Annotated in this window: 11 protein-coding genes; 8 read left to right on the forward strand and 3 right to left on the reverse strand. The window is 55.3% G+C overall.

Annotated elements, in window-relative coordinates:
- The first annotated feature begins 2 nt into the window (after positions 1-2).
- Genes VQ830_RS23125 through VQ830_RS23150 form a run of 6 tightly spaced genes read left to right on the forward strand, consistent with a single transcriptional unit; the run spans position 3 to position 4,494 of the window.
- Positions 3-956: an arginase family protein gene (locus VQ830_RS23125; RefSeq protein ID WP_337270520.1), complete on the forward strand. Its 954-nt coding sequence runs from the start codon at positions 3-5 to the stop codon at positions 954-956.
- On the forward strand, positions 953-1,303 hold the full coding sequence (locus VQ830_RS23130) for a DMT family transporter (protein WP_337270521.1): 351 nt from the start codon (positions 953-955) through the stop codon (positions 1,301-1,303). Before VQ830_RS23125 ends, VQ830_RS23130 begins: the two co-directional genes overlap by 4 nt.
- Complete coding sequence (locus tag VQ830_RS23135) at positions 1,300-2,175, forward strand: fatty acid desaturase family protein (RefSeq protein ID WP_337270522.1); 876 nt, start codon at positions 1,300-1,302, stop codon at positions 2,173-2,175. Before VQ830_RS23130 ends, VQ830_RS23135 begins: the two co-directional genes overlap by 4 nt.
- Positions 2,165-2,977 (forward strand): alpha/beta hydrolase, encoded by an 813-nt coding sequence (locus VQ830_RS23140; RefSeq protein ID WP_337270523.1) that lies wholly within the window; start codon positions 2,165-2,167, stop codon positions 2,975-2,977. The genes VQ830_RS23135 and VQ830_RS23140 overlap by 11 nt, the downstream gene beginning before the upstream one ends.
- A complete protein-coding gene (locus VQ830_RS23145; RefSeq protein ID WP_337270524.1) occupies positions 2,961-4,133 on the forward strand; it encodes a GNAT family N-acetyltransferase in 1,173 nt (390 codons plus the stop codon). Before VQ830_RS23140 ends, VQ830_RS23145 begins: the two co-directional genes overlap by 17 nt.
- A complete protein-coding gene (locus VQ830_RS23150) occupies positions 4,120-4,494 on the forward strand; it encodes an EamA family transporter (RefSeq protein ID WP_337270525.1) in 375 nt (124 codons plus the stop codon). The genes VQ830_RS23145 and VQ830_RS23150 overlap by 14 nt, the downstream gene beginning before the upstream one ends.
- Here the strand turns inward: VQ830_RS23150 and VQ830_RS23155 are convergent, their stop codons facing one another.
- From VQ830_RS23155 to VQ830_RS23165, 3 genes are all read right to left on the reverse strand, one after another.
- On the reverse strand, positions 4,495-5,325 hold the full coding sequence (locus VQ830_RS23155) for a MipA/OmpV family protein (protein ID WP_337270526.1): 831 nt from the start codon (positions 5,323-5,325) through the stop codon (positions 4,495-4,497).
- A 164-nt stretch (positions 5,326-5,489) separates the two neighbouring features.
- Positions 5,490-7,022 carry an aldehyde dehydrogenase (NADP(+)) gene (locus VQ830_RS23160; RefSeq protein ID WP_337270566.1) on the reverse strand — a complete coding sequence of 511 codons (1,533 nt, stop codon included), beginning with the start codon at positions 7,020-7,022 and terminating at the stop codon, positions 5,490-5,492.
- A gap of 278 nt (positions 7,023-7,300) precedes the next feature.
- Positions 7,301-8,170 (reverse strand): MerR family transcriptional regulator, encoded by an 870-nt coding sequence (locus VQ830_RS23165; protein ID WP_337270527.1) that lies wholly within the window; start codon positions 8,168-8,170, stop codon positions 7,301-7,303.
- Between the two features lie 279 nt (positions 8,171-8,449).
- On the opposite strand from VQ830_RS23165, the gene VQ830_RS23170 reads away from it, so the two are divergent.
- Together VQ830_RS23170 and VQ830_RS23175 are read left to right on the forward strand one after the other, a co-directional pair.
- Positions 8,450-10,270, forward strand: coding sequence for a methyl-accepting chemotaxis protein (locus VQ830_RS23170; protein ID WP_337270528.1), 1,821 nt, complete (start codon positions 8,450-8,452; stop codon positions 10,268-10,270).
- A gap of 245 nt (positions 10,271-10,515) precedes the next feature.
- The gene (locus VQ830_RS23175; RefSeq protein ID WP_337270529.1) at positions 10,516-12,465 is read left to right on the forward strand and encodes an adenine deaminase C-terminal domain-containing protein; all 1,950 of its coding nucleotides are present in this window, start codon (positions 10,516-10,518) and stop codon (positions 12,463-12,465) included.
- The last annotated feature ends 58 nt before the right edge of the window (positions 12,466-12,523 follow it).

The following is a 12,523-nucleotide window of genomic DNA, read 5'->3' on the forward strand; positions in this document are numbered from 1 at the left end:
CAATGCAACTCCTTCTTCTTCATTTTGATGATGCGTTGGAGTTGCAACCCGACTTCAGGCACTCCTGCCTCATGGCAGGAGCCCGTGAACTTGTTGATAAAGAAAACGGCGGTCTAGTCCGCCTTTGGGCGAAACAGCGCGCGCTGGACGAGATCTATCGCGCGCTCTCTCCACTTTGCTCAACTATCGCGAAAAAGCCGCTGCTCTGCTTTCTAGGCTCCGGTGATTTCCACCATTTGTCTGCCATGCTCGTTGCATTGGCAACCGAGCGGAACGGCCGGCCGGTGACGATCGTGCACATTGACAACCACCCCGACTGGGTCCGGTTTGCCGGTGGAATGCATTGCGGATCCTGGATCAATCGGGCTCTCGAGAATCCACTGATCGAAAAGGTCGTGACGATCGGGGTTTGCAGCAACGACCTGCGTTCGCCAGAGAGAAAGGGCGCCAATCTCGCCAATATCGCAAGCGGGAAACTGGAACTCTATCCTTACGCACACCCACCGAGCCGGGTTCGCGCTCAGTATGGCGAGGGTGCAAGCTTTTCCCAGGTTGGCAATCAGATCCACTGGCGCACGATCTCTGAGATGGGCGAAGCTAATTTCATGGATCGTCTTCTCGACCGGATCAACACCGAGGACGTCTATATCACCATCGATAAGGACGCACTTTGTCTTTCGGATGCGGTTACCAATTGGGACCAGGGCTCCATGCGCCTTCCCTATGTTCTCTCGATCATCAGCGAGATCGGGGCACGCCATCGGATCATCGGTGCGGATGTGATCGGAGATTATTCGCGTCCCGCCTATAGCGGACCGGTTTTCACCCGCGCCATGAAAAGAGCGGAAATCGTCATCGATCAACCCGCCGCACGCCGACAAGGCGAAACTGTCAGAAACATCAACAGCGCCGCGAACCACGCCTTGCTGGAGGTTCTTTCAGAGGCGATGGCATGAGCAGCATTCTACATCCACAAGTATTTGCCGTCATCGTGTTTTGTGTGCTGACGGAGACAGGCAGGGAAGTCTGCTTCAAACGGGCCGCGCTATCGGGCGGCACCTCGATGTTCTTCAATCCCATCGCTCTGACTGGGATTGTGTTTTGGGCGGTGGAGCTCCTGGCGTGGACCTATGTTCTTGGTCACGTCGCACTTTCTATTGCCTTTCCCATCATGGCGTCGAGCTATGCCGCGATTGCGCTGGCCGGCGCCGTTTTCTTCAAAGAAACCATCAACCTTCGCCACGCTTTCGGCATCCTCTTGGTAACGGCGGGCGTGATTTGTGTTGGAGCAACAGGGCTATGAAAATATTCACTTATTCGAAATGGGACTTGGCTCCCGTTCTTGCCGCCATCGCTCATCTTGCGTTCAATGTCTATCTAATTGTCGGCTTTGAGAGCCGACCTCTATGGTTGTCGTTCATTCTCGGCATCCTTTACGCGATCTCCATTTCCTGGAACATCAACAGCATTTCGCATAACTTCATCCACACGCCTTACTTCACGAAGGAATGGATGAATAACGCCTTCAGTCTGCTGGAGTCGGTCACTATTGGCTTCTCCCAAAAATACTATCACTGGGTTCATATGCGCCATCATTCGGGCAACAGCGATAGACCCAACGACAAGGGAGAGACGGTCGATCTTCTGTCGATCTACCGGCACGGGAAGAATGGGCAGCCCGAAAATGTCTGGTCTTACACCTTTTTGAGCTTCTTTCGCGACGATCTTGGCGAAATTCATAAGGCCATTGCTGCAAAGCGGCCCTTCGAGGCAAAGTTCGGCCGGATTGAGCTGATCACGTTCGTTGCGATTGTTGGGCTCGCTCTGCTTTACGACTGGCGTGCGGTCCTGTTCTTCGTTCCGTTTTACTATCTCGGCAACTGCCTGTCGTCCCTGAACGGCTATTACGAACATCTGCACGGCGATCCGGATGAGCCAATCGCCTGGGGTGTCAGCAGCCACAAGTCGTTCTATAACTGGCTATGGTTCGGCAATGGCTATCACGCCGAACATCACTACAGGCCCAAGACGCACTGGACGAAGCTCAAGGATTTCCACGAGCAGATCAAGGCCGAACAGGAAGCCGCCGGCGTCCACGTCATCAGCACATGCCACGCACTTGGCTTCATGGCGCCTGAAAATCGCCACGCCGAGGATCTGCGCGATGCAAGCTGAGGATCTTTCCTTTTTCCAGGAAGGCTCCAATGGCAAGGGCGTGCTGCTTGTGCATGGCCTTACTGGAGCGCCAGCTGAAATGCGGCTGATGGCAAGGCAACTGCACAAGCGCGGCTATAGTGTCTATGCCCCGCTTCTTGCGGGCCACGGCAAGGGCGAAGCCGTGCTGCGGCGCTCGCACTGGCAGGACTGGCTCGAAACCGTCGAGACTGCCGGTCATTGGCTTTCCGAAAGAACGGACCGTGTCTATTCCGCCGGTATTTGCGTCGGAGGAAAACTCGCGCTTTTGGCGGCTGATCGGAACAAGTCAAAGATCGGCGCTGTCGCCCTCTACTCGCCGTGCTTCCGCTACGACGGATGGAATGTGCCGAAGTCCTATATCTGGATGTCCTCGCACATCAGGTTTCTCGCGATGATCCCTTTCCTTGATCGGTTAAACTTCAAGGAAACGCCATCTCTCGGCATCAAGGACGAGCGGATCAGACGCCGGGTGGCACAGATGACCAATGACGGAATGCTGGAGCATTTCCCGGGCCGCGGCCTAGTCGAGATGAGTAAACTCGGTGAGCATTTGAAGAAACAGCTGCCGCAAATTTCCACGCCGACCCTGATCGTTCACTCTCAGGACGATGATCTGAGCAGCCCGGAGCACGCGCGCTACATCGCCAGTCATCTTGGCGGACCTGCTAAACTCCATTGGCTGAACGACAGCTATCACATGATTCATGTCGACCGGCAACATTCCGAGGTTGCCACCATGTCGGCAGAATTTTTTGAGGCTGATTATGCCGAATGCGCTTAAGGTGATGGACGCCGACTTCGGACGCCGCGTCCACAGCCTGCCTTCCGTCGAGATAGTCGCAAGCATCCGCCAAATCGAGCGCGACGCGTGGGATGGATGTTTTCCCGGTGAGGTCGAAAACTGGGACTATCTTGCCGCGGTTGAAGAAGCGGGCATCGACGGTTTCGAGTTTCTTTACGTTACGGTTAGGGACGCTGGTCGGCTTGTGGCGGCCATGCCCGCTTTTATGTGTTCTTATGGCTTGGAAACAACCCTTGACGAGCCGAAGATTAGAAAAAGCGTCATGGCAATCCGCCGTGTAATTCCACGTTTCCTTATGATGCGCCTCGCTTGTCTGGGGTCACCTTGCACGGAAGTTGGCCGTATCGGTCTTCATCCTTCGGCCACAGGGCGCGCCAAGGAACTGTTCGGCGTCCTCCTCGACGGCTTCCAGGCGCACGCAGCAAAGAGAAATTGCTCGTTGATCGCGCTCAAGGATATCCAACTGCCGGCTGCTCCATTCGATGAACCGATTGCAGCACGCGGGTTCGTCGCTCTGGACGGAATGCCGACAGCCTGGATGGACGTTCGCTTCAAGTCCTTGGATGACTATCTCTCCAGCCTCTCGTCCGGAACGCGCAAGGATATGCGCCGCAAGCTTCGTTCGAAGCAGGACGTTCGTATCGAATACTGCACCGACTACAACGGTCTTCTGCCAAGGATCATCGAGCTTTATCGATCTACGCGTGAGCGCAGCGACTGGCAGTTCGAAGAATTGACACCAGCCTATTTTGAAGGCGTGCTTCACGGAATGAGCGGCCGCTCGCTTTGCATCATGTACTACGTGCAAGATGAGCTTCTCGCGGCCAATCTGGTCCTCTGTGACCAAGGGCAGCTGATCGACAAGTTCTTCTGCATGGACGGTGAGCTCGGGAGAGAGTTCAACCTCTACTATCTAAGCTGGTTCACCAATGTGAATTACTGCATCCAGCATGGATTACATCGCTATCAAAGTGGCCAAGCTTACTATCAGAACAAGGTGCGTCTTGGCAGCAGCCTGACCAAAAACGCGATGTTCTTCCGGCATCGAAACCCAGTGCTGCAGTGGGTTTTAAAAACAATCTCCCCCTTGTTTGCAATCAAGGAAGGTGAGGATAGGGCCAATGAAGCATCTTAATTCACTTTGGATCGCGATCCCGCTTCTCAATACCGCGCAGCAGTTTTTCCTGAAACATGGCGCGGAAGGAAGCGAGGGAGCAGGTCTGAATTGGCTCTCACAGGTTCTGTCGTCGCCTTGGTTTATCGGTGCCGTGATCGCGGAGCTTGCTTGCTTCATCTTATGGATGCGCGTGCTGTCTGAGCACGATCTTGCCAAGGCTTTCCCGCTCTCGGCGATCAGCTATGTCTTCATCATGGCTTCCGCCTGGCTTATATTCGGTGAAACAGTGAGCGCTGCGAGCATTCTGGGCAGCATTCTCATCCTTGCCGGCGTCTGGTTCATCGCAACGCCGGGAAAAGGCGGAAAAACCACCGCCTAATCAGAAATCAATCGTGAAAGCCTTCGTTAGGGTCACTCCGAAGGTGAATTGATTTGGGCTGCCAAAACGAGCCACAATCGGGCTGTCCGCCGCATCTCCCACCAGACAATCATAGCGATGATAAACCTGAACTGACCAATCAGGTGTCACATCATACTTTGCCGATATCGCTAGGCCCACGGATGAAATTCCAGCACCTGCATTAAATGGTGTGATGGACCCGTTGGCAGCAGCATCTTGAGGCGTGACGCTGAAATAGGTCTTCATATAGCGCTGATTGGCAAAGGATAAGCGGGGGCCCGCGGACAAGACGATTTGATCGTTGATTGGCAGAAACCAATCCGCGCCAAGATCGGCCACCAATCCACTGTCATGAAGCACGGCGTGACGAAGTTCGCCGCGCACACGAAATTGGTTCTCAGAGATCCAGTATTGGGCGAACAGACCGAGGTCGAAATCCCATTTGACCTCATGGACCCCTCTTAGCTTACGCTCGTCGGACAGTATTCGACTATCTCGAAAGCCGAGGACAGGACCGATTTCTACCCCGTTAAACTCTAAGAGCCCATAATCGATATTATCGTCTGGTGCGCTGAACTCATCAGGCTCATCGGCAGAGCGAATATCAATTGAGGGCATGCCGCTGTAGCTTGAATGTTTGGATCCAGGGAAATTGGGCCCGTATTCGACACTGGTGCCTAGGGTAACTACCCACTGAGACGAGTTATCCGCATTGGAATTTTTCTTATCTTCGGCATGGGAGCTCGCTGTCGCGCTGGCACAAGCCATACCGGACATCAGCATCATAAAGAGATGCCGTTTCAGACGCATTACATTCCCCCTCAAGCAACCCAGCTAGAGAGATATGCCGTTGAATGCACAACAGGTCAAGCAACCTCAGGATTAACTCGACCTGCATCCCCTTATTGCAACTTCTTCTCTCCGCTGTAAGGCGGAAGGGGAAGCCGCCATGAATGGCCGCTTCCCCCACGACATCAGGCCTTCTTGAAAGGAGCCGGCAAAAGCGCCTCAGGAAAATCCTGGTAGCAAACAGGGCGAAGGAAGCGGTAAATGGCCAAGGTGCCAACGGAGGTGGACCGCCCATCGGATGTTGCCGGGAACGGACCGCCATGGACCATAGCCGGAGACACCTCAACGCCGGTGCCAAACCCGTTGATCAGCAGCCGCCCTGCGAGCAGTTCGAGCTTTGGAACCAACGCCTTTGCAGCGGGAACATCTGCCTCATCGATGTGAAGTGCAATGGTCAATTGCCCTTCGATGTGGTCAAGCACGTCGGAAAGCTCGGCTTCACTCATGCATCGTACGATGAGGCCGGCCGCGCCAAAAACTTCTTCCTGAAGCTCGGTGTGAGCCAGGAAAGACTTTGCGTCGGTTTCAAACAGAGCGGCGGCCCCCTGGAAGTCAGCGCCATCGGGTCCACGCACCAACTGCTTCACCGCAGAATGGCTCTCGAGCTTCTGAACCGCCGAGCAGTAGGCTTTAAAGATACCACCGGTTAGCATGGTCTGCGCAGGCGCTTCCTTCAGCGCTGCAACGGCCGCAGACTTGAAGCTTTCCAGACCCGAGCATTCGAGCGCAATAATCAGTCCCGGATTGGTGCAGAACTGTCCTGCGCCCAAGACGAGCGAGCCTGCAAACGCCTTGCCGATCGCTTCCCCGCGCTGGGCAAGCGCATTTGGAAACAGGAGCACGGGATTGATGCTGCTCATTTCCGCATAAACCGGAATGGGCTGTTTACGCTCGGACGCAGTTTTCATCAATGCAAGACCGCCGCGGCGCGACCCAGTAAAGCCAACGGCCTGCACACGCGGATCGGCAACGAGCGCCTGGCCGACTTCAAAGCCTGTGTCGAACAGCATGGCAAAGGTTCCGACCGGAAGCCCGCTCTCGGCAACCGCTTTTTGCACAGCGCGACCCACCAGTTCGGACGTGCCGGGATGAGCCGAATGCGCCTTGACGATGACAGGGCAGCCAGCGGCCAAGGCAGATGCCGTATCGCCACCCGCGACGGAGAAGGCGAGCGGAAAGTTGGATGCGCCGAAGACAACGACAGGACCGACGCCCAGATTACGAAGCTTCAGATCCGGCTTGGGAGCCGGCTTACGCTCAGGATTGGCAGGATCGAAGCGCAGTTCCTGGAACTTGCCTTCACGAACCTCCTTCGCAAACAGGCGCAGCTGGCCTGCGGTACGACCGCGCTCACCCTCGAGCCGTCCTCTGGGCAAACCGGTCTCGGCCATCGCGCGCTCAATAAGCTCATCACCAATGGCTTCGATTTCGGTTGCAATCCGTTCCAGAAAATGCGCACGTTCTTCAAGGCCGGTTTCGCGATATGTTTCAAAAGCTTTCCAGGCCAGAGCGCTTGCCTCTTTGACGTCATCAACCGTAGCGCCAGCAAATTCCACTGGAAGATTCTGACCGGTCGCAGCTTCGATCCCGTAGAAGCTACCCCCTCTTCCACGTCTGGCCTGTCCGCCAATAAGCAAATCACCGTTCAACATCGTCATACCTTTCACTGTAGCCTCTCAAGGCCAGCCGCTAAAAGAAAGCCAATCCGCCAACAGGGGCAGAAAAAACTGCAAGGCGCAGACCAAGCCAACCTACCGAACTTTCTCCGGAAAGGCACAATCCGCTTCCTATATTACTGGCATATGAAGCTCGCTGCTGCTTTTCAAGCCCTGGCGACCGCCATCGCGAAGAATGGCGGTATATCCCTGCCGGCATCCCGTTGCTATCACCGCTCGTCGCAAACGGGCGACTGCACGCTCGCGCCGAACTTTCGGCCTCATTGCGCAGATGCTGGAACCGTGCCGACCAACGCTGCAAACTCCTGAATAGATTTGACGACAAGAAGACGCGCGCCGCCTTTAATTTTTCTCGCGCCCTTACCTCCGACACAAACGATGGCGTCCTTGGCAGTGACGTCGACGATCCGTTCGAGTTCAGTCTGGGCTGAACCGCGATCCTCGCTCGTCAAGCCGATAGTAATGAGTTTTGGCCTGGAATGGCGCGCAACGTCGATAATTTCATCGACCTGCAAATTGGGACCGAGATAAAGGCATGCCCAACCGGAATATCTTGCAACGAGGGCGGCTGCCAATATTCCAAGCTCATGTCGCTCATCCGACAGGGTCGTAAAGAGCGCGGTCTTGGCTCTCCTTGCGATCGGGGTGATACGCAATTCGGCGGAAATATAGATCCGCAAAGTGGATGTCGCGAAATGCTCCGCTGCTACCGAGAGCTTGCCTGCCTCCCACTCCTCGCCAACCTCAGCCATAAGAGGAAGTGCGATCCGGGTGGTGAAGTCCAAGACACCTAATCTTTCACAGAACGCTGCAACTTGGCTCTCAAAAGCGGCAAAGGCGCGGGTTCGTAGCAAATTTAGAAGTTCGATCAGCTCAGGAGCGCTTTGATGGTAAAGCGCCACAACAAGTTCTTCGTCCTTTAGCGTCGCAACCGAACTTATCTTGCTCCCCTTCCCCACAAGCTTTTGCAAAAGACGGATGCGACGCACGGCAGAGGCCTCGTATTGGCGTCGGCCTGTAGCGCCCTGCGTTGAGACGACCGCGGCATAGCGGGCTTCCCATGCATAAAGAAGCTCCTTTGAAATCCCCGTAGCAGCAATGATCTTCGATGTCGTGAACGTAGTCGGCACAATTTGGTCCAGATGACGTGATCGCGAAATGTGTACATCCGGGCGAAATATTTTCAACATGTTGTAGATCTTAGTAAAATTTCTACGTTTCTCCGGGAAGGTGATCTTCATCGGCACCATTATTACGAAGCATAACCGGAAGTTTTTGAGATTAACGCATCCAGGTCGCCTCTTTTTTCTCGGGCGAAGGCAAAGTCATAAGATCGTGTCAGCCGAGGCATGATCTTGATCAAAGTTGAATTTAGAAATTGCCTTTTTGGCATCTTGACGGGTTTCATCATGCGCAGCCTTACCATCTCACGTTTGCTGATCTTATTCGGACTGGCAGTTACTGCCGGTCTTACGGCCTCAATCGGCCTTCAGACCGTTGCCCTAGGCGAACTCAAGATTGGAGGCCCGGCGTTCAATAGCATAGCCAATGGCAAAGACGTCGTTGCGGACATTCTTCCTCCGCCTCTCTACGTTGTTGAAGCCTATATGTTGGCGAATGAAAGCACCGTCCGTCCCGATAGAACCGAGATCAACCGCCAGAAAATTGAGGAGCTTCGTAAGTCGTTTGCAGAGCGGAAAGCATATTGGAAAACGGCTGGCCTTGATGATGCCCTGCGAGACAATCTTGAAAATATTGTCGTGCCGGCAGGCGAGGCATTCTGGTCATCGCTCGATCGGCTGGACAAAGCTGCCCCCGCGCAAAAGGCAGCCGCTTTGCAGGATGTCATGACCGCCTTCTATGTCCAGGACGCGAAGGTGCGTGACTTTGCCAACATCGCATCCAAGGAGTTGGACGAAACGGTGGCTGAGGCTGATCATGCCAGTCAGGAATATACGATTTGGACCGCTATAGGCAGCGTCGCTTCCGTCGCACTATTTCTCGGCGGTCTCTGGTTTTTAAAGCGCAGAGCAATCTCCCCGGTGATCAAGATTGCAGACTATATGAGCGTTCTGGCGAAGGGCGACTATTCACAGGACGTGCCCTTTACCGAGCGCGGCGATGAGATCGGCACCATGGCGCATGCCGTCGATGTCTTCCGCACAGCTTCTATCGAACGACTGCATTTGCGTGAAGCGGTTGAGAAAGATCGGTTGGCAACCGAGTCGCAACGGGCCGAGCAAGAAGAAAGACGCGCGCTATCAGCTGAGGAGCTGAGGCTCGTCATTGAAAAGCTGGGTGCGGGGCTGAACCGGCTTGCAGAGGGCAACATCCGTATCACAATCGACGAACCCTTTGCAGGTCGCTTTGAGCCGTTAAGACATGACTTCAACAATGCTCTTGCGACATTCCAGCAGACGCTGGAGCGTGTGATGGAGAAGACAGGCGAGGTTGCCGAAAACGCGGCGGAAATGAACCACGCCGCGGAAGAGCTGTCCAAGCGGACCGAACAGCAAGCGGCCGCAGTCGAAGAAACGTCGGCATCGTTGGAACAGGTTGTGCAAACGGTCAAAATTTCGACCAATCGCATGCAGGAGACAAGAACGTTGGCGCGTTCAGCCAATGATTGTGCAGCCTCATCGAGTGCCGTTGTGAAGAATGCCGTTGAGGCAATGCGCAGTATTGAAGATTCGTCGCAAAAGATCGGTCAGATCATACACGTCATCGATGAGATCGCATTCCAAACGAACCTGCTTGCGCTGAACGCTGGTGTGGAAGCGGCAAGAGCCGGCGACGCCGGCAAAGGCTTTGCCGTGGTTGCACAAGAGGTTCGCGGGCTTGCACAGCGAGCCGCGACTGCAGCCAACGACATTACGGCGCTGATCAAAACCTCGAGCGACGACGTTTCCAATGGCGTACGGCTTGTCAGTCAAACGGGTTCGGCGCTCAACACGATTACCCAATTCGTCAACGACATCGTTTCACAGATTGACGAGATCGCGACAGCCTCCAAAGAGCAGAGCACCGGACTTTCGGAAATTGGCAATGCGATTGTATCCATCGATAAGATGACGCAGGCCAATGCAGCCATGGTCGAAGAAACGGCCGCCATCAGCACCAATTTGTCCAGCGACGCAGCTATTCTTGCCGAGACGGTCAGCAAGTTCAAGCTCAATCGGCGTAAGACAATTCGCGATGGGGAAGCCCTCCGCCCCTCTCGAGCAGCTTGATCCCATATTATTGCGTCTGCGGCATATGTCAGTGCGAGAAGCCGCAGACGCCGAAACCTGCGAGATCTCTGCACGAAGGCTGCAGTTGATTCCCAAAAGCCGACATGCCTAATCGCACTCATGCCGTCTCACGCTGACTCTCAATAATCCCGACGACTTTCGCATTCATTGGTATGACCGTTGCGCTGCCGCTTCAACCAGCGCATGAATGGGTTGCTGATGATGATCGACCGAGGGAGAATATGATGGCTCGTCTTACACGCATGTCTGTTGCACCGCTTTCCACGATGACACGGCATCTTGCCGATGTTGCATCCGGACGGGCTGCGCCAGATTTGGTCATCAAAGACGCGCGCGTGCTATCGACCTATTCGGAACGCATCGTGAGCGATCGGGAAATTTGGGTTGCCGGCGGGCGCATTGCTGCGGTCAAGGCGGCGGGGACACATAAAGGGGGCGGCAAGGTCTATGACGCCAAGGGCGGCATCATTGCGCCTGGCCTCGTTGACCCGCATCTTCATATTGAAAGCTCCATGGTTACGGCCTGCGCCTATGCGGAGGCGGCGCTGCTCAATGGCACGACGACCATCTTCTGCGACAGTCACGAAATCGGGAACGTCATGGATGTTGCGGGTGTCGAGGCTATGCTGGAGGATGCCCGACATGCACCGTTGTCAATTTTCCTGACAGTCCCCTCAACGGTGCCGGCAACATCGCCGGACCTTGAAACGGCCGGCGGCGACCTGACGCCTGAAAAGATTGCTGCCCTTTTTGACAAATGGCCGGAAGCCGTCGCGCTTGGCGAGAAAATGGACTTTGTTCCTGTTGTCATGGGGGATGAACGCAGTCATGCCATTCTTGCCGCCGCGCTATCGCGCGGCAGGCCAGTCTGCGGGCATATCTATGGCCGCGAATTTGTGAGCGCCTATGCTGCATCCGGCGTAACGGACACGCATGAGGCAATTGACCGCGACATTGCCGATGATTTGCTGGACGCCGGCGTCTGGCTTTTCCTGAGAGGCGGTCCGCCAACGACGCCATGGCATTCCTTACCGCAGGCGATCAAAACGATTACCGAGCTTGGAGCTTCTCATAAGCGCGTAGCCGTCTGCACAGACGATCGCGATGCTGATGACCTCCTGGCATTNGGCGTCTGGCTTTTCCTGAGAGGCGGTCCGCCAACGACGCCATGGCATTCCTTACCGCAGGCGATCAAAACGATTACCGAGCTTGGAGCTTCTCATAAGCGCGTAGCCGTCTGCACAGACGATCGCGATGCTGATGACCTCCTGGCATTCGGCCTCGACTGGGTGGTCCGTGAAGCCGTAAAGGCAGGGATGTCGAAGGAGCAAGCATGGTCGATAGGCTCCTTGCATGCGGCGACGCGCTATGGCCATGACGGCGAGATTGGCGGCCTTGGCGGAGGCAGGCGCGCTGACATCGTCATGCTCGACGATGATCTAAATCCGGTCAGCACCTGGTATGGCGGCGAGCTGATGGTGGATCAGAAAAAGATCACGCCAATCCTCGACGAAGCGCTGTCGAACCTTTGGCGCTATCCAGAGGCCGCCTATCATACGGTCAAGCTTCCAAATTCCGTCAAGCTCACTCCCGAGCTCCCGACGGAAGCGGTCATCGCCAACGTGATCCGCACGCAACTGCCGGGAATCATTCTGGGCCATGAGAAAGTCAGTCTCGCTCCCGCCAATGATTGGCAGACCCATTTCGACCGCCATGGCCTCTGCTTTGTCACAGTCATCGAACGACACGGAAAGTCGGATGGCAATGTCGCCCATGGTTTACTGTCTAACTTTGCTCTCAAGAGTGGCGCTGTGGGATCCTCGGTCGGTCACGACAGCCATAACATTATTATTGCCGGCACGAACGAAAGGGACATGCAAGTCGCTCTGCGCGCCATCGAGGGGCAGCAAGGCGGCGTATGCGTTGTACAGGATGGCGAAGTGACGGCGATGGTTCCGTTGCCGATCGCAGGGCTACTTTCGGACAAGCGCGTGCATGACGTCGCCGAAGAAGTGAAGAAGCTGAAAATCGAATGGGAAAAAGCCGGCTGCACCATCCCTTATATGGGCTTCAATCTCATTCCCCTGTCCGTCATTCCCGAGATTCGCATCACCGACAAAGGTATGGTGAAAGTGCCGGAGATGCAGATCGCACCACTCTTCGAACCTGCCTGATCATCGCTGTAGACATCGCTTCTCAAAGACCCGTCCCTTCGGCGGGTCTTTGACATCT

This window comes from Oryzifoliimicrobium ureilyticum (assembly GCF_037199735.1).
GTDB classification, from domain to species: Bacteria; Pseudomonadota; Alphaproteobacteria; order Rhizobiales; family Rhizobiaceae; genus Rhizobium; species Rhizobium ureilyticus.

What these genes read in the sequence shown, in the direction of transcription:
- VQ830_RS23170 (WP_337270528.1), top strand. Translation starts at nt 8,450, where the DNA reads ATGCGCAGCCTTACCATCTCACGTTTGCTGATCTTATTCGGACTGGCA.
- VQ830_RS23125 (WP_337270520.1), top strand. Translation starts at nt 3, where the DNA reads ATGCAACTCCTTCTTCTTCATTTTGATGATGCGTTGGAGTTGCAACCC.
- VQ830_RS23160 (WP_337270566.1), bottom strand. Translation starts at nt 7,022, where the DNA reads ATGACGATGTTGAACGGTGATTTGCTTATTGGCGGACAGGCCAGACGT.
- VQ830_RS23140 (WP_337270523.1), top strand. Translation starts at nt 2,165, where the DNA reads ATGCAAGCTGAGGATCTTTCCTTTTTCCAGGAAGGCTCCAATGGCAAG.
- VQ830_RS23150 (WP_337270525.1), top strand. Translation starts at nt 4,120, where the DNA reads ATGAAGCATCTTAATTCACTTTGGATCGCGATCCCGCTTCTCAATACC.
- VQ830_RS23135 (WP_337270522.1), top strand. Translation starts at nt 1,300, where the DNA reads ATGAAAATATTCACTTATTCGAAATGGGACTTGGCTCCCGTTCTTGCC.
- VQ830_RS23155 (WP_337270526.1), bottom strand. Translation starts at nt 5,325, where the DNA reads ATGCGTCTGAAACGGCATCTCTTTATGATGCTGATGTCCGGTATGGCT.
- VQ830_RS23145 (WP_337270524.1), top strand. Translation starts at nt 2,961, where the DNA reads ATGCCGAATGCGCTTAAGGTGATGGACGCCGACTTCGGACGCCGCGTC.
- VQ830_RS23130 (WP_337270521.1), top strand. Translation starts at nt 953, where the DNA reads ATGAGCAGCATTCTACATCCACAAGTATTTGCCGTCATCGTGTTTTGT.